This is a genomic window from Marinospirillum insulare DSM 21763, assembly GCF_000686905.1.
Classification (GTDB): Bacteria; Pseudomonadota; Gammaproteobacteria; order Pseudomonadales; family Halomonadaceae; genus Marinospirillum; species Marinospirillum insulare.
Map to the genome: position 1 here is coordinate 15,537 of NZ_KK366037.1, position 17,482 is coordinate 33,018.

General features: G+C 43.4%; 21 protein-coding genes. 7 read left to right on the forward strand and 14 right to left on the reverse strand.

Features of this window, described 5'->3' with window-relative positions; translation table 11 throughout:
• Positions 1 to 174: 174 nt before the first annotated feature.
• On the reverse strand, positions 175 to 1,095 hold the full coding sequence (locus BP27_RS16885; protein WP_051610595.1) for a regulatory signaling modulator protein AmpE: 921 nt from the start codon (positions 1,093 to 1,095) through the stop codon (positions 175 to 177).
• A 30-nt stretch (positions 1,096 to 1,125) separates the two neighbouring features.
• Complete coding sequence (ampD, locus tag BP27_RS0113730; RefSeq protein WP_027852011.1) at positions 1,126 to 1,662, reverse strand: 1,6-anhydro-N-acetylmuramyl-L-alanine amidase AmpD; 537 nt, start codon at positions 1,660 to 1,662, stop codon at positions 1,126 to 1,128.
• Positions 1,663 to 1,752: 90 nt separating this feature from the next.
• Between ampD and nadC the strand changes: the two genes are divergently transcribed.
• A complete protein-coding gene (gene nadC / locus BP27_RS0113735) occupies positions 1,753 to 2,610 on the forward strand; it encodes a carboxylating nicotinate-nucleotide diphosphorylase (protein WP_027852012.1) in 858 nt (285 codons plus the stop codon).
• 56 nt (positions 2,611 to 2,666) lie between these two features.
• On the opposite strand, the gene BP27_RS0113740 is transcribed toward nadC, so the two are convergent.
• The 3 genes from BP27_RS0113740 to BP27_RS0113750 form a co-directional block, all read right to left on the reverse strand.
• The gene (locus BP27_RS0113740; protein WP_036240509.1) at positions 2,667 to 3,077 is read right to left on the reverse strand and encodes a flagellar basal body-associated FliL family protein; all 411 of its coding nucleotides are present in this window, start codon (positions 3,075 to 3,077) and stop codon (positions 2,667 to 2,669) included.
• 111 nt (positions 3,078 to 3,188) lie between these two features.
• Complete coding sequence (locus BP27_RS16490) at positions 3,189 to 3,794, reverse strand: YjaG family protein (protein WP_051610596.1); 606 nt, start codon at positions 3,792 to 3,794, stop codon at positions 3,189 to 3,191.
• A gap of 2 nt (positions 3,795 to 3,796) precedes the next feature.
• Positions 3,797 to 4,339: a gamma carbonic anhydrase family protein gene (locus tag BP27_RS0113750; RefSeq protein WP_027852014.1), complete on the reverse strand. Its 543-nt coding sequence runs from the start codon at positions 4,337 to 4,339 to the stop codon at positions 3,797 to 3,799.
• A gap of 181 nt (positions 4,340 to 4,520) precedes the next feature.
• Here BP27_RS0113750 and prlC point away from each other — a divergent pair, with 181 nt between their 5' ends.
• Genes prlC through BP27_RS0113765 form a run of 3 tightly spaced genes read left to right on the forward strand, consistent with a single transcriptional unit; the run spans position 4,521 to position 8,305 of the window.
• On the forward strand, positions 4,521 to 6,578 hold the full coding sequence (gene prlC, locus BP27_RS0113755) for an oligopeptidase A (protein ID WP_027852015.1): 2,058 nt from the start codon (positions 4,521 to 4,523) through the stop codon (positions 6,576 to 6,578).
• Between the two features lie 3 nt (positions 6,579 to 6,581).
• Positions 6,582 to 6,971, forward strand: a complete 390-nt coding sequence (locus tag BP27_RS0113760; protein WP_027852016.1) for a DUF6858 family protein — start codon at positions 6,582 to 6,584, stop codon at positions 6,969 to 6,971.
• A 2-nt stretch (positions 6,972 to 6,973) separates the two neighbouring features.
• Entirely contained in the window at positions 6,974 to 8,305 is a 1,332-nt protein-coding gene (locus BP27_RS0113765) for an MATE family efflux transporter (RefSeq protein WP_027852017.1), read from the forward strand.
• On the opposite strand, the gene BP27_RS0113770 is transcribed toward BP27_RS0113765, so the two are convergent.
• The 6 genes from BP27_RS0113770 to efp form a co-directional block, all read right to left on the reverse strand.
• Complete coding sequence (locus BP27_RS0113770) at positions 8,274 to 9,539, reverse strand: valine--pyruvate transaminase (RefSeq protein ID WP_036240511.1); 1,266 nt, start codon at positions 9,537 to 9,539, stop codon at positions 8,274 to 8,276. The genes BP27_RS0113765 and BP27_RS0113770 overlap by 32 nt on opposite strands.
• Positions 9,540 to 9,541: 2 nt before the next feature.
• Positions 9,542 to 9,811 carry a YheU family protein gene (locus BP27_RS0113775; protein ID WP_027852019.1) on the reverse strand — a complete coding sequence of 90 codons (270 nt, stop codon included), beginning with the start codon at positions 9,809 to 9,811 and terminating at the stop codon, positions 9,542 to 9,544.
• A 76-nt stretch (positions 9,812 to 9,887) separates the two neighbouring features.
• Positions 9,888 to 10,199 (reverse strand): hypothetical protein, encoded by a 312-nt coding sequence (locus BP27_RS0113780; RefSeq protein ID WP_027852020.1) that lies wholly within the window; start codon positions 10,197 to 10,199, stop codon positions 9,888 to 9,890.
• Complete coding sequence (locus BP27_RS0113785; RefSeq protein WP_027852021.1) at positions 10,196 to 10,438, reverse strand: addiction module protein; 243 nt, start codon at positions 10,436 to 10,438, stop codon at positions 10,196 to 10,198. Before BP27_RS0113785 ends, BP27_RS0113780 begins: the two co-directional genes overlap by 4 nt.
• 53 nt (positions 10,439 to 10,491) lie before the next feature.
• On the reverse strand, positions 10,492 to 11,436 hold the full coding sequence (gene epmA, locus BP27_RS0113790; protein WP_027852022.1) for an EF-P lysine aminoacylase EpmA: 945 nt from the start codon (positions 11,434 to 11,436) through the stop codon (positions 10,492 to 10,494).
• A 3-nt stretch (positions 11,437 to 11,439) separates the two neighbouring features.
• Entirely contained in the window at positions 11,440 to 12,006 is a 567-nt protein-coding gene (gene efp / locus BP27_RS0113795) for an elongation factor P (protein WP_027852023.1), read from the reverse strand.
• Between the two features lie 56 nt (positions 12,007 to 12,062).
• On the opposite strand from efp, the gene epmB reads away from it, so the two are divergent.
• On the forward strand, positions 12,063 to 13,076 hold the full coding sequence (gene epmB / locus BP27_RS0113800) for an EF-P beta-lysylation protein EpmB (protein WP_051610597.1): 1,014 nt from the start codon (positions 12,063 to 12,065) through the stop codon (positions 13,074 to 13,076).
• Positions 13,077 to 13,108: 32 nt separating this feature from the next.
• Positions 13,109 to 14,782: a hypothetical protein gene (locus BP27_RS0113805; protein ID WP_027852025.1), complete on the forward strand. Its 1,674-nt coding sequence runs from the start codon at positions 13,109 to 13,111 to the stop codon at positions 14,780 to 14,782.
• Here the strand turns inward: BP27_RS0113805 and BP27_RS0113810 are convergent.
• On the reverse strand, positions 14,768 to 15,076 hold the full coding sequence (locus tag BP27_RS0113810; protein ID WP_036240515.1) for a Rieske (2Fe-2S) protein: 309 nt from the start codon (positions 15,074 to 15,076) through the stop codon (positions 14,768 to 14,770). The genes BP27_RS0113805 and BP27_RS0113810 overlap by 15 nt on opposite strands.
• A 350-nt stretch (positions 15,077 to 15,426) precedes the next feature.
• Here BP27_RS0113810 and BP27_RS0113815 point away from each other — a divergent pair, with 350 nt between their 5' ends.
• Positions 15,427 to 16,458 carry a porin gene (locus BP27_RS0113815; RefSeq protein ID WP_027852027.1) on the forward strand — a complete coding sequence of 344 codons (1,032 nt, stop codon included), beginning with the start codon at positions 15,427 to 15,429 and terminating at the stop codon, positions 16,456 to 16,458.
• Between the two features lie 85 nt (positions 16,459 to 16,543).
• Here BP27_RS0113815 and BP27_RS0113820 read toward each other — a convergent pair whose 3' ends face one another.
• The gene (locus BP27_RS0113820; protein WP_027852028.1) at positions 16,544 to 16,780 is read right to left on the reverse strand and encodes a hypothetical protein; all 237 of its coding nucleotides are present in this window, start codon (positions 16,778 to 16,780) and stop codon (positions 16,544 to 16,546) included.
• Positions 16,767 to 17,051, reverse strand: a complete 285-nt coding sequence (locus BP27_RS0113825) for a BrnT family toxin (RefSeq protein WP_027852029.1) — start codon at positions 17,049 to 17,051, stop codon at positions 16,767 to 16,769. Before BP27_RS0113825 ends, BP27_RS0113820 begins: the two co-directional genes overlap by 14 nt.
• Positions 17,052 to 17,482: the final 431 nt, after the last annotated feature.

Genomic DNA, 17,482 nt, shown 5'->3' on the forward strand with positions numbered 1-17,482 from the left:
AGGCTAAGCAGCTTAAACAGGTTGATAATTTAAAGAATTTGCTGCATCGCACCATACAATAACTTGTTTCTAAAGGATTTAACTGTAAATCAACCAGCTAGCCAATTCCTGTAATTTTACTACAAAACTAAGTAAAAAAAAGCCCTAACCTAAGAATACTACTTTTGACAAGTATTAAAACCAGAAAATAACACCCAGCGCAGTCACTGCAACCCACACTGCTAAGGAGCGCCACACCCTTTCTCTTAAGTTAGCCATTTCCATATCGGCAGCTTCTGTCATCATTACTGGGCGCTGATCAACCGTAGATGCATCTTCTGTTCGACATAACCAGCCATAACCAGCCATTAATTGGCGATTCAAAAAAACTTCCGTAGAAAGCTTCCAGCGAAATATATCAACTACAAACTGGCGCAAGCCTAACCAAGGCTTCCCTGTTACAGCAAGTGTAAGCCCCATTAATCTTGCGGCCGGCCAATGCATCACCTGTTGGAAACGAATAACCTGCTCATCACAACAAGTTAACAACTCACCTTCTTGAACAGTCAACTGATTAGCTTGATGCCGTGCATTAGTAATCGCCTGCTCAGACAAACGTGCTAATAAAGCCCCCACTGGCCCCAGCAGCAAATACCAAAATAAAACTAAAAATAAACGATCGAAAGCAAAGACCACCAGACGAGAAACCACTCTAGCATGCAGCTCTCTATCACTAATATCGCTAATAGGTTCATCTAAAATTTCAGCTGCATAATAACCAGCTGCTTCAAAGTCTGCTTGCCGCCAAGCAGTCATATAGCGACTCACCCAAACTAAATCACAGCGTCTACCCAAAGCATAAAAAACTACTAGCAAGTGCAAGCCCAAGACAGGCAAAGACCAATACACACCATCTAACCACCAAAGCAGCAACCACAAAAGCAAAACCCAAGGCATGCAGCTTAATAAAAATACCGCAGAAGAACCCAAGTCTTGTTTAAGACGCTTTGCAATGTAAGCTTGCCAACCGCCAAATGCTTTATCTATTGGCTGAGTTAATTTTTGTCCATAAAAATTACGCAGCAGAAGTACCGCCAGCATTACAAAAAACTTCATCGATAACTCCTAATAAAAGCCACTCAAGACTTACAAGCTTTGTTGATAACTTAACCAGTTAAATGCGCTGCCTGGGTCTGTTTTTCTTCCTGGTGCAATTGCATCGTGCCCACAAATACGGTCTTTAGTTAATAATGGATAATGGTCTATTAATGCCTTGGTGACCAGTGTTAACTGTTGGTATTGCTTCTCAGTATAGGGTTGATTATCTGAACCCTCTAACTCTATACCAACTGAAAAATCATTACATTCCACTCGCCCAGCATAGTTAGATACACCCGCATGCCAAGCCCGTTTATCAAAAGCTACAAACTGTACCAGTTCACCTGTACGACGAATAAGTAAGTGTGCAGAAACTTTAATCCCTTCCAAGCCTTCAAAGTAGGGGTGTTCATCTAAGGGTAAACTGCCAGTGAACAGCTGCTCAATTGCCCTACCCCCATAGGTTAAAGGTGGCAAAGCAATATTATGAATCACTAAAAGGCTTAGTTCGTTATTCGGGCGTTCATTAAAAAAAGGTGAAGGACAAGCCCTAGCCTCGACCAACCAATGGTTTTTAATCTGCATCTAACTTAACTCTACCCTTAACACTGAATGACTTATCACCCTATAATGCCTAAAATTTAGCAATTAAGAAATCTGCGGAGCCTATTCAGCATGCCCTTATCCATTCAGCCTTTAACACCACCAAACCCAGCACAAATTCAACAAGACGTTGCCCAAGCACTAGCAGAAGACCTAGGTAGTGGCGACATTACTGCACAGCTAATTCCCGCCGAGCGCACTAACCAAGCGAGAGTTATAACTAGAGAAGCTGGCGTGTTTAGCGGCGGCCCTTGGGTTAAAGAGGTTTTCCGACAAATAGATACACGAGTATTTGTAGCTATGTTGGTTAAAGAAGGTGAGAGAGTGGTTGCTGGTCAAACCCTATTCAGGCTTGAAGGGCCAGCTCGCGCACTTTTAACTGGCGAACGCACTGCCTTAAACTTTGTACAAACCTTGTCAGCCACCGCCACCCGTTGCCGTGAATACGCAGACCTAGTTGCTCACACCCAAGTTCGCCTGCTCGATACACGCAAAACTCTGCCAGGATTACGCTTAGCACAGAAGTACGCAGTTACCTGCGGTGGCTGCTTTAACCACCGCCTAGGCTTATACGATGCTTTTTTAATTAAAGAAAACCACATAGCTGCTGCAGGTAGCATTGCTAAAGCCGTTGCAGCAGCGCAAAAGTTAGCGCCTGGCAAATCTGTCGAGGTAGAAGTAGAAACATTTGACGAGCTAGACCAAGCCCTAGCCGCGGGTGCAGATTGGATAATGCTGGATGAGTTTTCTTTAGAAGAAACTCGAAAGGCAGTTAAACTTACTCAAGGAAAAGCCAAGCTAGAAGCCAGTGGCGGCATAAACAAGCGCAGCTTAGTTGCAATGGCAGAAACAGGGGTAGACTATATTTCCTTAGGTATTTTCACCAAAGACATTCAAAGCCTAGACCTTTCGATGCGTTTTACCAGCTAATAAATAACACGGTTTAACAGCCATTAAGTAAGCGTTAAACCGTGTTTTACTCAAAGCTAGTTCTGGTAAATAAAGTTAGTAAACAAAACCTCTTCAATCAGCGGTACGCCTACCTCACGAGTAAAAGCATCATGCAAGCCTTGCAATAGCTGCTGACGTATCCGCTCCTGCCCTGCAGAAGTCACCACATTGTTTTCATTTTGTCGCGACAAGATAAATACAATTGTATTGCGCACTAAGGCTAATTGCTGCTCAACAATTTGTTGAGCCTCCAGCCCTTGCACCATTAAGGTAATGTCTGCTTTTAAATACTTTAAACGACCAGGCCCACCATAATTGGTAACAAAAGCAGGCTGCAAAGGAACATAGAACGTATCGGACAAGCTCACTTCATCTTCAGCCACCACACCAGAAGGCAAGGCAAACAACCCTAGAGCCAACACAACCAACAAGGCACTAAAACGCATAATTTACTCCCTGAAATACTAATCTTATATAGCCGTTGTGAGTCTAGCGGCAAAACACTCACTAGACTAACTTAAACACCAAGCAAAAACTGTATAAAAGCTGTAAAGCTATTAATCCAAACTTATGCCTAAATTACTAAAGCCTTGATTATATGCCAAATCACGTAACTGGCGCATCAATACAGGGTGTGGAGAACTAGCCGAAGTAACCTGTGCTAACAGCTCATCTTGAAAAGCATTTTCGTCATCCATTAAAGGCTGAGCCCTTAACCAGATGCTTTCTTGCTCTTCATCAAAGGCTTCTGGTAACTGCTTTATTAAAAACTGGCGAACAGTAGAGCGCGATAATTTACTGGCTCGAATGGTGTTTTCTGCATCAGCTTGCAAAGCTTGTTCAATAGCTAGTTCCACTGCCATAGCAGCATCTAAGGCAGGGTAAACGCCATAAACATCATAAGCCTCTGGGTCAGGCTGTAACTCAGATAGTTTTTCTTGTTGCACAGCCCAATTAATTTTTGCTTCTTTAGATAACTGGCTTTCCCACAATAAACCTAACAACTTATTTAAAGCTGTCGGTTCACCAAAATCTACCGCTTCACAAAATAACTGATAATTAATTGCGCTACGTTGAGCCAAAACAGTTATAAAAACCAATTGTTGCCAAGGGCTTAGAGCACGTAATCGCTGATTAAAAGACAAAGGTTTATCTCTAGTCATTGTTAAGCTTCCCAGTTTTCTGCACGGTGCTTGGCCTGCAAAGGCACATAATTAGCTGCAGAATAACTAAAGAAAGCCCGCTCTTTTTCAGTGATTTCACGCATCTGACGAGCCGGGTTTCCCGCATAAACATAACCACTAGGCAAAGTTTTACCCGGCGGCACTAAAGCACCTGCCGCAATAATTACTTCATCTTCCACGGTTGCACCGTCCATAACAATTGCACCCATGCCTACTAAAATTCTATTGCCCAAAGTACAACCGTGCAAAATTGCCTTATGACCAATGGTAACTTCTTCACCAATAATCAGTGGAAAGCCATCTGGGTTAAAATCACTGGCATGGGTAATATGCAAAACCGCTCCATCTTGCACGCTGGTTGCTTTACCAATACGAATTCTGTGCATATCACCACGCACCACCGCCATAGGCCAAACCGAAGCACCTTCACCCAATTCAACATCACCAATAACTACAGCAGTTGGGTCAACAAAAACATCTTTAGCCAGCTTAGGGATAACCCCTTGATAACTTCTTATGGTCATTGAAAACTTCCAAAATCTGGTTTAAGTAATAATCACTAGTTTACCTTAGTTACTAGCTAGTAGACTGTAAAATGATTTATTCAAAATTATCCGTGTTATCCGTGGCTTAAGATTAAGTTGAAACTCCTACCCTTAGCCCTCATATCTTTTAGCTAGCCAGTTATTTTCTACGGAGTTTTTTATGACCGCCAGTAATCCTTTACTGAATATCACTGATTTACCCGCTTTTGATAAAATTCAACCAGAACACATAGTTCCCGCGCTAGACCAGCTACTAGACGAAAACAAAGCCACCGTAGAAGCCACGCTTAAAGCTGCACTAGCAAATAATAACCTCACTTGGTCGTCACTTATCACCCCTTTAGAAGAAGCTGGCGACCGCCTAGCTAGAAGCTGGTCACCCGTTAGCCATTTAAATAGCGTAAAAAACAGCCCAGAGTTACGTGAAGCCTACCAGGCTTGCTTGCCTAAGCTTTCAGAATATGCCACTTGGTTTAACCAAAACCCAGAATTATTTAAAGCCTACCAAGCACTAGCCAATAACCCTGAAGCCAACCTAAACTCGGCTCAGAAGAAAATGCTCGATAATGCTCTTAGAGATTTTCGTTTAAGCGGTGTCGATTTACCCGAAGCAAAAAAACAACGCTTTGCACAAATTCAGCAACGCTTATCAGAGTTGAGCAACCAATTTTCTAACAACCTATTAGATGCTACCCAAGCCTGGACTAAGCTAGTCACCGATGAAAACCAACTAGCTGGTTTACCTGAATCAGCCAAAGAGTCGGCAGCGGCAGCAGCTAAAGAAAAAGACTTAACCGGCTGGCTATTCACTCTAGATTTCCCTAGCTTTCAGCCAGTTATGACCTATGCCGATAACCGTGAACTGCGCCAAGAAGTTTATACCGCCTTTGTTACCCGCGCTTCAGACCAAGCAGAAAATACCAGCTTTGATAACGCCCCTTTAATGGAAGAAATTTTAGCGCTTAAAGAAGAAAAAGCGCAGCTGCTCGGCTTTGCATCCTACGCCCACCTGTCTGTAGAAAAGAAAATGGCTCGCAGCCCAGAAGAAGTGATGGACTTCTTAAACAACCTAGCCAGCAAAGCCCACCCCCAAGCTAAAAAAGAATTTACTGAATTAGCTAACTTTGCCCAGCAACAGGGTGTGAATAACTTAGAGCCTTGGGATGTAGGCTATTATTCAGAAAAACTTCGCTTAGAACGCTACGCCCTTAGTCAAGAAGAACTGCGCCCTTGGTTTCCGGCCAACAAAGTAACCCAAGGCTTATTTAAAGTTGCAGGTCAGCTATTTGATGTTGAATTTAAACAAGACCCACAAGTCAGCAGCTGGCACACCGATGCCCATTATTACCAAGTACTACGCAAGGGTGAACAAATTGCAGGGTTTTACTTAGACCTCTACGCCAGAGAAGGTAAACGTGGTGGTGCTTGGATGGATGTCTGCCGTGATCGCCGCCGCACAGCACAAAATGCAATTCAGCTACCCGTTGCCTACTTAACCTGTAATTTCACACCCCCAGTTGGCGAACAGCCTAGCCTGCTAACCCACAATGAAGTCACTACTCTTTTCCATGAGTTTGGGCATGGCTTACACCATATGCTAACTCAGGTAGAAGTGGCCGATGTTTCCGGTATTAACGGCGTTGCTTGGGATGCAGTAGAACTCCCCAGCCAATTTATGGAAAACTTCTGCTGGGAAAGAGAAGGGCTAGACCTAATGACAGCTCATGTAGAAACAGGCGAAACCCTGCCCCAAGCCATGTTCGACAAAATGCTGGCGGCAAAAAACTTTCAGTCAGCTATGCAAATGGTGCGCCAGCTAGAATTTTCTTTATTCGACTTCCGCTTACACCTAGAACTCAAGCAACCCAAAGCAGCCGAGATTCAAGCCCTGCTTGATCAAGTTCGCCAAGCCGTAAGCGTTGTACCCACCTCCAGCTTCAACCGCTTCCAAAACGGTTTTGCACATATTTTTGCTGGTGGTTATGCTGCGGGTTATTACAGCTACAAATGGGCTGAAGTACTATCTGCCGATGCTTTCAGTGCGTTTGAAGAAGCCAGCAATGTAAAAGGTAAAAGTATTTTAGATTCAGAAATAGGCCTTAGCTTTTGTACAAATATTTTAGAAAAAGGCGGCTCACAAGATGCCATGCAACTATTTATAGATTTCCGTGGTCGTGAGCCAAACATAGATGCACTACTAAAACACTCAGGAATTTAAATCATGCAATTTACTAATTTTTTAGACAAGTACCCCACCCACCAGGTAGAAATTTTAAAAGCCAACACAGCCTTTAAAAATGTGGATGATTTTCTAAACTTCTTTAGTGAGAAGGTTGACAGCAACCCCCTGGCAATGAAAATTGCTGAGTTTGATCACTATGCGCATACCAGCTCCCTGCCAGAAGGTGAAATAGCTGAGAATATTCTAGCCGCCAAGCAAATCATCTTCTGTTTTGGCATTAAACTACCTAGCCCTACTGCTATGGCACCACGTCCACGTTCCATAGGTATTACCGAGCATCCAGACCATTTCACTATCGTCTTTATGGAAGCACCTAACCCCGCCATGCATAAAACCATGTTGGAGTGGGTGGCAGAGCTGCAAAACTAGGTATGAACACTAGCCTAATAAAAGAACAAGGGTTAGGGAAAACCCTTTTTCAAATGACCTGGCCCATGCTGTTTGGTGTATTAGCTTTAATGAGTTATCAGCTAGTAGATGCAGCTTGGATCGCCATTTTAGGCATAGACCCTTTAGCAGCACTAGGTTTCACCCTCCCCGTACATCAAATCATTATTGGCTTACAAATAGGTTTAGGCATAGCCACCACTGCTATTATTTCGCGCACTTTAGGAGCAGGTAATCCAGAGCGTGCCAAACAGCAAGGCGGCTTAATTTTAGTGATTGGCACTAGCCTGTTAGCCCTACTTAGTTTAGCAGTTTGGTTTTCTAGGCATTTAATTTTAAACTTTTTAGGTGCTGATGAAAGCCTAAAATCCATTATTGAAAGCTACTGGTTACCTTGGTTGTTAAGCGCTTGGTTAGGTGCCGTGGTCTATTTAGGTTATAGCCAACACCGCGCCAATGGTGACACTCGCTTTACAGGCTTAATGATGGTGCTGGTTAGCAGCCTAAATCTAATTTTAGATCCACTCTTCATTTTTACTTTTGGCTGGGGTTTAAATGGCGCAGCTTGGGCAACCGTGGCAGCTTTTTCTGTGGGTGGTTTTTTTACCTTTCCACGCCTAAGGAAAAGAAACCTAATTAGCTTGAATTTTATAAACCTAAACCGCCTGGCAGAAGTTCGCGGCCTGTTTGCAATGGCAGGTCCTGCAGCACTTAGCCAGCTAATGCCCGCTGTCGCTGCACTTTTAGCCACAGGCTTAGTGGCCAGCTTTGGTGTTGCTGCCGTTGCCGCTTGGGGCTTAGGTGCTCGTTTAGAAATGTTTTCTTTGGTGATAGTGCTTGCACTCACCATGTCTTTACCACCGCTACTAGGTCGCTTTGCAGGCGCTAAAGATTGGCAAGCCATAGAGGCACTCATTCGTATAGCAGTTCGCTTTATTATTATTTGGCAACTAGCCATAGCTATTATTTGGTTAGCCTTAAGCAAACCTTTAACTCAGTTACTAACTAAAGATGTAGAAGTTTCAACCCTAGTAATGGATTACCTACTAAAGCTACCCTTTAGCTATTCAGGGCTGGGGGTTTGTATTCTTATGGTTTCTGCCAGCAACGCACTCGGCTTACCCCTAAGAGCTTTAATCATTTCGATTTTTCGCTTATTTGTTTGCTACCTACCCTTTTTATGGGCAGGTGCTTATTTAGGTGGTATAAACAGCTTGTTTACAGGGGCTTTGGTGGGGAATTTACTTGCCGGCATCCTTGCTTGGCAAATGTATCAACAAGGGCTTAAACACTTGCGTTTGCAAACGCCTGCTTAACTTCTTCAGCAATAATTCTTATGCCAGCGGCTACCTGCTCATCGTCTTGTGAGTAGGTGACTCTCAGGCATTCATGGCGGTGTGGCCAGTCACCCTCATCTTCCATGCCCGGAAAGAAGTAATGCCCAGAAACCACCAATACACCCCTAGCTTTCAAGCGCAAGTAAAGCTCATAGCTAGAAATGGGCAAATCAGGAAACCACAGCCATAAAAACATAGCACCCTCTGGCTGATGCACATACCAAGGGCAATCTTCAGCTAAAGCCTCTTTTAGTACAGCCCTAGCCTTGTGCATTTTAGCTTGGTACCAAGGGCGTACCTCTTCACGACTTAGGCTTAGAATCTCACCACTTTTAACCAGTGGCTCAACCAGTTGTGGGCCAAAACTACCCGTTGCTAGGTTAATGATGGCGTTAGCACCACTTAAGGCACGAATGATTTCAGCCTTAGCAATAACGATACCCGTACGCACCGCAGGCAAACCTAGCTTAGACAGACTTAAACACAAAACCACCTGCTCATCCCAAAAGGGTGTTACTTCTGTATAAATTAATTCTGGAAAAGGGCTACCATAAGCACCGTCCAAAATTAACGGAATATTCCACTCACCCGCTAGTTTATGCAGCTTTTTTACTTCTTCATCTGTTAGTACATTACCCGTTGGGTTGGTTGGGCGAGAAACACAAATAGCCCCCACCTGCTCATCTAGTTCTAGTTTTTCAAAATCGACTCGGTACTTAAATGTATGATCGCCCAAGTCTTCAATAACAGGCTTAACACTACGAAAAGTATCTGGCCCTAAACCAGCATCGGCATAGCCTAAATATTCAGGCGCTAGGGGTAATAAAATTTGTTTTTTGCCACCCGCTTGTAAAGGCCCAGCAAACAAATTAAACAGCATAAAAAATGCGGCTTGGCTGCCATTGGTTAAAGCAATATTTTCTGGTGTTAAGCCCCAGTCGTAGGTTGCATTGAGTAAATCTACCAAGGCTCTAATAAAAGTTGCTTCACCCTGAGGCGCATCGTATTGACCCACCAAACGCTGAAAAGCAGCAGGGTCATTGGCTATGGCTAATAGTTCTTCACGCAAGCGTTCTTGTACAGACGCCAAATGGCCCGGGTTACCACCACCCATCATAATCATTGGCTCATCGCCAGCCAGCGCCTTACCTAAGTCGTCCATTAGGCTATTAATACCAGCTTGCTCAGAAAACTTATGGGCAAATTCAGTCATTTCTAATCCTCTAAATCTAAACCGCTGGAAAATTTTTTTGCCTGCTCCAGGGTCATTACTTCAGTGGTTTCGGTTTCTATATCATGCAAAATCACTAGCTCACCTTTATTTAATTGTTTTTTAAGCTGCTCTGTCCAGCTTAAAATACCTTGCTCGGTCGTTGTATCGTAGCCTTGGCGGGTTACAAACACCTCTAGTAAAGCATCTAAGGTGTCAGCCTTTAACAAGGAAAAAGGAATTTCTACAAAACGGTGATAAGTGGCTGAATCCATAATCTATCCTAAGTCTTAAAAGGCTATAACTAACATTTCCACACCAAAACACTAAGCAGCTAATGATTTTATTTAGCTAAAATAGCTTTCTATTTTTCCAGTACTCTGGCTTTCTAGAGTGATGAGCAAAAGCGACTAGGATAACCTCATCTGAGGTTTCTAGTGCAATAATTGAATAAGGAAATCTATCTAGAACCAATCTTTTTACTTTTGAGTTACTGGCATAAGGCAGAGGGGATAAGGGTAGTATATTTTCTTCAATAACATCTATCCCTTTTTTAATACTGTTAAAAAACTCTTCGCCTAACCCAGGTAAAGAACTTTCAAACCAGCTAGCAGCTTCAATAGCTTCTTGCGATGCTTCCTCTAATATTCTTACTTTTCTCATTGGTAAGAGTTGAGTTTCGCTTGCATTTTTGTTTCAAACTCATAGCGAGACAAGAGCTTTGCTTCGCCACTTTCTATTTTATTTACCCTGCTATCTATTTCATTCAGCCAAGCTTGTTCAACTGATGCGGCATCAAAATTGTCTAAGCGCATAACTAATTCACGAGTTAACTCAATTAACTCTGGCTCTGTCAGAGTTTTAATTTGTGAGCGCAAGCTATTAAGCGTTTCTACAGACATAGCAAAACTCCTCATTAAGCTTATAAATTAATACTAGCCAGATTTATTTAGCTTTACCAACGATAAGCACTAAAGGTTTGCACTTCATCTAAACTGGCAGCGTCGCAGGCTAGCATAACCAATCGGTCAAAACCTACCGCTATACCGCTGCAATCTGGCAAGCCTTTTTCTAAGGCGGCGACTAGCTTAGCATCGGCAGTCACCTGGGGTTTACCTAAAGCATGGCGCTGGGCATTATCTGCCTCAAAACGAGTGGCTTGTTCGCTGGCAGAAGTCAGCTCTTGGTAAGCATTGGCTAGCTCTAAGCCGTTAATATAAAGTTCAAAACGGCTGGCCACAGGGTTGCCGTAAGCATCTTGGTGAATTTGTGCTAAAGCGGCTTGACTGGCAGGAAACTCATAAAGAATCACCCGCCCTAAGTTTTTTAAAGCTGGCTCTAGTTTATGGCTCAGCAATAAGTCTAAACAGCCATCTCTATCTAGCTGCTCAGCATCTATACCTGAAACCGCCACACAAGTTCGGCGTAATTCAGCTAAAGAAGTTTTAAAAGGGTCTAGCCCTACAAACTCAATAAACGCTTCTCGGTAGGTTCTACGCTGGTAACTCGCCACGCCTAATAACTCATCAAACAAAGCACAACACTCAGCTTCTAACTCGGATAACTTCCAGTCTGGTCTATACCATTCCAGCATTAAAAATTCTGGGTTATGGCGCTGGCTTAATTCACCATTACGAAAGCAAGGCCCTAACTGATAAATAGCGCCACTGCCTTCAGCCAACAAGCGCTTCATATAAAATTCTGGGGAAGTTTGTAGGTAGAGTAACTGTGAAGGTGTAGAACCACCTTCTAGCTGAGTTACAAAAGAATCTAGCAGCGGATCAGTCGAACCAGCAGGTGCAAGCACAGGCGTATTAACTTCTAATACACCACGACTATTAAAAAAATGCCGAGTTGCACTCAGCAGCTCGGCACGTTTTTTAAGTATTGCTAATTGCATAAATTACGCACGGCTAACGTATTCGCCAGTACGCGTATCAATTTTGAGCAAATCGCCTTCATTTACAAACAAAGGTACACGCACCACCGCCCCAGTTGGCAGGGTAGCTGGCTTAGAGCCACCCTGAGCCGTATCACCTTTAAGACCTGGGTCGGTTTCTGCTACAGGCAAAACAATAAAGTTAGGTGCGGTAACAGAAATAGGTGCACCGTTATAGAGAGTAACCAGGTAAACTTCCTGCTCTTTAAGCCACTTACTGGTATCACCTAAAGCCTTGGCATCAGCACCTATCTGCTCGAAAGAGCCATCGGTTTTCATAAAGTGCCAAAATTCGCCATCGGTGTAGAGATACTCCATATCGGTATCCATTACATCGGCAGCTTCTACGTTCTCACCCACTTTAAAGGTTTTTTCACCTACACGGCCAGTGCTCAAGTTGCGGAATTTTACCCGAGTAAAAGCCTGACCCTTACCAGGTTTGATATGCTCTATATCTAACATTGAGCAGGGGTCGCCATCTAGCATAAACTTGAGGCCACCCTTAAATTCGTTAGTTGCGTAATTCGCCATAAAATACCATCTCTAAAATTAATTAATATACGACAGACATAAAAAATCGATCACTTATGATACCCAAAACCTTAGCAACCCTCCACTGGACAGAGCAACTAAAGCAGGCCGTTCGCGACCCCTTAACACTTTGCCAGCAGCTTAATATTAACCCAACACAACTACCCGGGGGTATTGCTGGGCTAGAAAAAGGCCAACAACTTTTTAAAACCTTGGTACCCCAAGCCTTTATTCAACTAATGCAACCAGGCAACCCACTCGACCCCCTACTACAGCAAGTGCTACCCCTAGGTGCAGAAGGCCAAGCCCAAGCGGGTTTCGTTAGTGACCCCCTACAAGAAAAGTCTTATAACCCCCTGCCTGGTTTAATACATAAGTACACTTCACGCGTGCTACTAACCACCAGTGGCGCTTGTGCAGTTAACTGCCGCTATTGTTTTCGCCGCCATTTTCCTTATGCAGAAAACAGCCTAAGCACTCACGCCAGCCAAGCAATTATAGATTATTTAAAACAACACCCTAAAATAAATGAAGTTATTCTTTCAGGTGGTGACCCTTTAGCAACCCCCGACACTCGCCTAGCAACCAGAGTTAAACAACTAGAAACTTTGCCGCAGCTTAAACGCCTACGCATTCATACCCGCTTGCCTGTGGTTATTCCTGCACGTATTAACTCAGAGTTTTTAAGCTGGATAACAGCCACCCGATTAAAAGTGATTTTGGTAGTACACATTAACCACCCGCAAGAAATAGGTGCAGAGTTAGTTGAATCACTCCAACGGCTAAAACAAGCAGGTGTATTACTCTTAAACCAAAGCGTTATTTTGGCGGGTATAAATGACCAAGCCAGCATTTTGGCAGAATTATCAGAAAAACTATTTGAACAAGGCATACTACCCTACTACCTTCACACTTTAGACCCAGTAGCAGGCGCTGCCCACTTTGCAATAGATGACAAACGCGCTCGGCAGATTTATGCTGAGCTGCTAGCCGAACTACCCGGCTTTTTAGTACCTAAACTTGTAAGGGAATACCCTAACCAACCTGCTAAAACACCCCTAGGGTGGTAAAAAAGCTGGTAACCCATTTGGAGCTAACACCCATGAGCCTGTTACTTTTTGACCTTGCAGAAGTTAACCGAGACCAGCTAACCAGTTGCGAGTTAAAGTTAGCAGCCTTGGAAAGCTGGCTCAAAAACTTACCCCTTGCCCACCCAGAAGGCAGTTGCCAAGCATTAAGCCAGTTTTTGGAAGAGTTTAATCAACTTAAATTTTTACCCCTACGCCGCCTAGAATGGCTAAACCTAATTCAACCCCTTGTTCACCAAGTTACCCAAGGTTTAGATACAGGCAGCCATTTTGAACAAGAAGGCGACCTAGCACAAAACTTACAAAACCTGCTAGCCCAAGGCTATAAGCGAGTTGTAAATGACCTGCTTAAATTAAGGGATCAATTACCCCCACCCATTTTAGCTCGCAGCTTATTACAAGCCCTCTACAACGCCCTAAAAGAAAGTAGTGCGCTTATTTTAAGGTCTTGCCTACTCAGCGTTAATGCACCTGCTAACACCTGGCAAGAACTAAACCTACTTTACCACCTTGCTTGCCAAAGCCGTTTGCAACATAAAAACCTAACAACCAACAGCCCAAAAAACTGCGAAGAAGCTTATTTCCAGGTTGTTTTACTAGCACTTATTCAGGCAGAAACCCTGCGCAGTGATGAAGTAACCCTAGTCTATCCGCTTTTAGCAGAAGCGGCTGCCTTGCTTAACCGCCTAGCAGAAGATAACCCTAACCAGCTATTTATTATTAGCGCAGAACACCAATATATACCCCAGCGTAGCGGCCTAGATGCCCAAAATGCCAAACCAACGCCACCTCAAAAAAACACCCACCCCAAAGGCAGGGGCTTAAGTTTAGACACCCGTATTTTGATAGACGCTTTAAACACTCACTTAGCCAAGTCTCAGCTCAGTAAGCGCCTAAGCCAACACCTAGCCGCTTGCTTAGGCGAAGCTAACGACCGTATAACGCCACGCATAGAAACCAACGACCCCATAGAACTGGTACTAGGTTTACGCAGCGTACATTTTCACATGAACAACAAACGCCCGTTAGAAAGCCTAGTTGCTGGCGGCAACCTGAATGAAAAGCCTAAAGACAACCCCTTTATAACTGCTAGCCAAGATGACCCTTGGTCTGCAGCCTTTGATGCTGGGGAAAACACCAGTAATGGGCATATTCAGCTAGTAGAAATGCAAACCAATTTAAGCACCTCTTTAGATGAAGAGTTGAATAAGCGTCACCCTATTTATTCATTAACCCAGGTAAACGCCAGCGCAACCGGCTACTGCATTTTTTGGCAGGGCGAAGAAGTCCCTCTGTTAAAAACAGGTGAGCTAGTCGCTTTTAGAGAAGCCGTCAGCGACCCTTGGCAAGCCGGATTAATTAGGTGGGTGAAAGATGTACAACAAGGCTTACAAATGGGAATCGAGCGTCTAGGCGGTAGAATGCAGCCTTGCGCAGTGAAACCGATTATAAAAATAGGCGAGCAACGTGATTTTATGCCTGGGTTTTTAATTCCAGAATTACAAGTGCTAGGCATTCCTGCTGGGTTAATAACGCCCCTTTTACCCTTTCGAGAAGGGCAAAAGGTTGAAATTAGCTATAGCCAAGGGGTAGAAAAGGCCAAGCTTTTCAAGCTAGTGAGTAGCCCAGGTGCATTCAACCAGTTTGAGCTAGAACCACTGGGCGTAAAAGGCTTAAGCCTGCACTAAAATAAGGCCAGCTTCCGCTTTCACTTCAAAGGTTTCTATATCGCTATAAGCCGGTGGAGTAAGCACCTTGCCGCTACGCAAGCAAAAACGCGAACCGTGGCGTGGGCAAATTAACAGGCCAGCTTCTATACAGCCACCTTCAAAACCCCGCCCATCGTGCGAGCAAGCATTCACTACTGCCCTTAGCTCACCTTCAGCACGGGCGACTAACACCTCGTCGCCATCATCGTTTTCAACAATAACAAACTCACCTTCAGCTAAAGCTTCTTCTTTACACACTTCTATCCACTGCATTTTTTTACCTCTAAATATTTAGGTGTGTTTTTAAAATCTGTCACAAATTAGCAACATTGGATATTTACACTTAGCTCAGTATAATCCACCCCACAAAGAATAGGCAGCTGAATCTAACTGGCTACTGCTAGGTATATAAATGAGAAAACTGCAAATTCACCATAAATTATACTGATAACAGAAAAAATCTAGTGACAATCAACCAAGAAGGACTTGCATTTTCTCTAAATAATAACTATTGTTATCTCGCGAAAGATTATTGGACTAACCATTCTAAAAGACTTAGAAATCTTTAATGAGGGTTAGAACAACTACTACTGGATTAATCCATTCTTAAATAGGAAGTTAAAATGAAAAAGACATTGATCGCCGCATCAATCGCCGCACTAGCTACAACCTCTGCTAACGCTGCAGTAAAACTATACGAATCTGAAACGGGTTCTTTCTCTAGCTACGGTAAAGTTCAGCTAGAACTAGAAAACTACGATGGCGAAAACACCATTCAAAACCAAGGTTCACGCCTAGGTTTTTCTGGTGAGAAGAAGCTAGAAAACGGTTTAACCGCTTTCACCAACTTTGAATTCCGTTTTCAGCCAGGTGTTCAAAACGACATAACTGAAGGTGGTGATGACGGTGGTGAGTGGACCACACGTAACTCTTACCTAGGTGTTAAGGGTGACTTTGGTTCGGTTAAAGCAGGTAACTTTGATTCTATCACCTACAGCATGGTTACTGGTCAGGCAGATATTATGGAAAATGAAGGCTACCGTTCACTAGATACTGGTAGCGTTAACTCTCGTGGTACTGCTATTGCTTACGAAACCAATGACCTTGCAGGCTTCAAAATTGGTTTAGGCATTAAGCACTATGCTTCTGATGAGTCTGCTTATGGTCCAAGAGCTGCCGGCAACGAAAAGCTAACTTCAAACAATGGTGATGAAGTTTGGAACATTCAGCTAGGTGCTACTTACCAGCTAAATGATGAGCTAAGTTTTGGTTTAGCGTTTGACCAAAACAACGAAGATGGTAACCCTGGCGTAGGTGTAGCAGGTGATGCCGACCCAATTATTGCCGCCAGTGTTAACTACGCAACCGACGCTTTTGGTGCTGGCTTAGTGCTAGAAAACAGCGGTGATTACATGGTTGCTAACCTAACCGGTTCTGTAAACTACGGTGCAGGTGATGTTTACGCACTAGTATCTTTTGCAGATAACGATGTAGATACTGGCGTTGACTTTGGTCTAGGTGCTAACTACAAGCTAGCAAAAACTTTCCACGTTTATGGTGAAGTCGCTGTAGGTAATGATGATGTATCTGAAATCCAAGACAGCAAAGATAAAGGTACTACCGCTGTAACTCTGGGTGCTGCTTACAAGTGGTAAGCCCTACTAGTTAATTGGCTTAACAGCTAATAACTAAACAAAACCGACCTCAAGGGGTCGGTTTTTTTATGCCTGAATTAAATGATTATGAAGCAGAAGGTTTGCGGAGGCTTTTTCTTAATAGGTGGTTTACTAATGAATGGAAATCTAGGTGTTCTTCAGCTGCTTTTTTCTTTAAAAATAAAAAAACATCATCATCCAAATTTAGAGTAGCTTCTACTTTATGGGGCTTGTAAAAACGCCCGCGAACAGCTTCTGAAAAGTCATATTCATTTTCTAGCTCGAAGTCTTCTACGCCATCATATTGCTCATGATTTTTCATACTGTTTCCTCTCAAGTGCTGTGGCTTTTCTGGCTGAAATAATTCTAATCACCTCTTCACCTTTATCTGTAAAATACAGGTTAGCCACAACTAAAAGCTTCTGATTCATTGTATTGCCAAGGGTAATCCAACGTTCTTCAAAATAGCTATAACGATAATCAAGCATGGCAAGATGTAAAGGGTCATTGAATACTTCTACTGCCTGCTTAAAGCTGACATGGTGCTTTTCAATATTCTTTTTGTTTTTTTGTTCATCCCATTCAAACTTCATTGGCCTGCACCTACTTAATGATAAGTATAGGATAGCCTGTTTTATCTTTAGTTAGCAAAGCAGTTTGGTTAATCATAAGCCACGGATTACACGGATGCAGGTCTAAGTCACTGCGAAGGCTGTAGATTACTTCGCTACGCTCGTAATGACGGGGGGAAGCGCGCAACAAACAATGATTCGTCAATGCGAAGCTGAAAGCCGCAACCAATGAATCGTCACTGCGAGACTGAAAGCCGTGGCAGTCTAGGTGGTAAAAGCCACGGATTAAGCGGATAAAAATGGGCGGGTAGGGTGGTAGACTTTTATTCGCTAGTTAGTTGAGTAACTTTTTCTAGCGGCAAGTTTAATACTTCGGCTATTTGTTCCTTGCTAAGCACACCTAACAATAACAACTGACGAGCAGAAGCTAGCTTTTCATGCAAGGCACGTTC

Bases quoted from the DNA above. Each gene is read 5' to 3' on its own strand.
- BP27_RS0113775 (WP_027852019.1), bottom strand. From the start codon at position 9,811: ATGGATTCAGCCACTTATCACCGTTTTGTAGAAATTCCTTTTTCCTTG.
- BP27_RS0113765 (WP_027852017.1), top strand. From the start codon at position 6,974: ATGAACACTAGCCTAATAAAAGAACAAGGGTTAGGGAAAACCCTTTTT.
- epmB (WP_051610597.1), top strand. From the start codon at position 12,063: ATGATACCCAAAACCTTAGCAACCCTCCACTGGACAGAGCAACTAAAG.
- BP27_RS0113785 (WP_027852021.1), bottom strand. From the start codon at position 10,438: ATGTCTGTAGAAACGCTTAATAGCTTGCGCTCACAAATTAAAACTCTG.
- BP27_RS0113770 (WP_036240511.1), bottom strand. From the start codon at position 9,539: ATGACTGAATTTGCCCATAAGTTTTCTGAGCAAGCTGGTATTAATAGC.
- ampD (WP_027852011.1), bottom strand. From the start codon at position 1,662: ATGCAGATTAAAAACCATTGGTTGGTCGAGGCTAGGGCTTGTCCTTCA.
- BP27_RS0113750 (WP_027852014.1), bottom strand. From the start codon at position 4,339: ATGACCATAAGAAGTTATCAAGGGGTTATCCCTAAGCTGGCTAAAGAT.
- epmA (WP_027852022.1), bottom strand. From the start codon at position 11,436: ATGCAATTAGCAATACTTAAAAAACGTGCCGAGCTGCTGAGTGCAACT.
- BP27_RS0113810 (WP_036240515.1), bottom strand. From the start codon at position 15,076: ATGCAGTGGATAGAAGTGTGTAAAGAAGAAGCTTTAGCTGAAGGTGAG.
- BP27_RS0113760 (WP_027852016.1), top strand. From the start codon at position 6,582: ATGCAATTTACTAATTTTTTAGACAAGTACCCCACCCACCAGGTAGAA.
- BP27_RS0113815 (WP_027852027.1), top strand. From the start codon at position 15,427: ATGAAAAAGACATTGATCGCCGCATCAATCGCCGCACTAGCTACAACC.
- BP27_RS16490 (WP_051610596.1), bottom strand. From the start codon at position 3,794: ATGACTAGAGATAAACCTTTGTCTTTTAATCAGCGATTACGTGCTCTA.
- efp (WP_027852023.1), bottom strand. From the start codon at position 12,006: ATGGCGAATTACGCAACTAACGAATTTAAGGGTGGCCTCAAGTTTATG.
- BP27_RS0113740 (WP_036240509.1), bottom strand. From the start codon at position 3,077: ATGCGTTTTAGTGCCTTGTTGGTTGTGTTGGCTCTAGGGTTGTTTGCC.
- BP27_RS0113780 (WP_027852020.1), bottom strand. From the start codon at position 10,199: ATGAGAAAAGTAAGAATATTAGAGGAAGCATCGCAAGAAGCTATTGAA.
- BP27_RS0113825 (WP_027852029.1), bottom strand. From the start codon at position 17,051: ATGAAGTTTGAATGGGATGAACAAAAAAACAAAAAGAATATTGAAAAG.
- BP27_RS0113820 (WP_027852028.1), bottom strand. From the start codon at position 16,780: ATGAAAAATCATGAGCAATATGATGGCGTAGAAGACTTCGAGCTAGAA.
- BP27_RS0113805 (WP_027852025.1), top strand. From the start codon at position 13,109: ATGAGCCTGTTACTTTTTGACCTTGCAGAAGTTAACCGAGACCAGCTA.
- prlC (WP_027852015.1), top strand. From the start codon at position 4,521: ATGACCGCCAGTAATCCTTTACTGAATATCACTGATTTACCCGCTTTT.
- BP27_RS16885 (WP_051610595.1), bottom strand. From the start codon at position 1,095: ATGAAGTTTTTTGTAATGCTGGCGGTACTTCTGCTGCGTAATTTTTAT.
- nadC (WP_027852012.1), top strand. From the start codon at position 1,753: ATGCCCTTATCCATTCAGCCTTTAACACCACCAAACCCAGCACAAATT.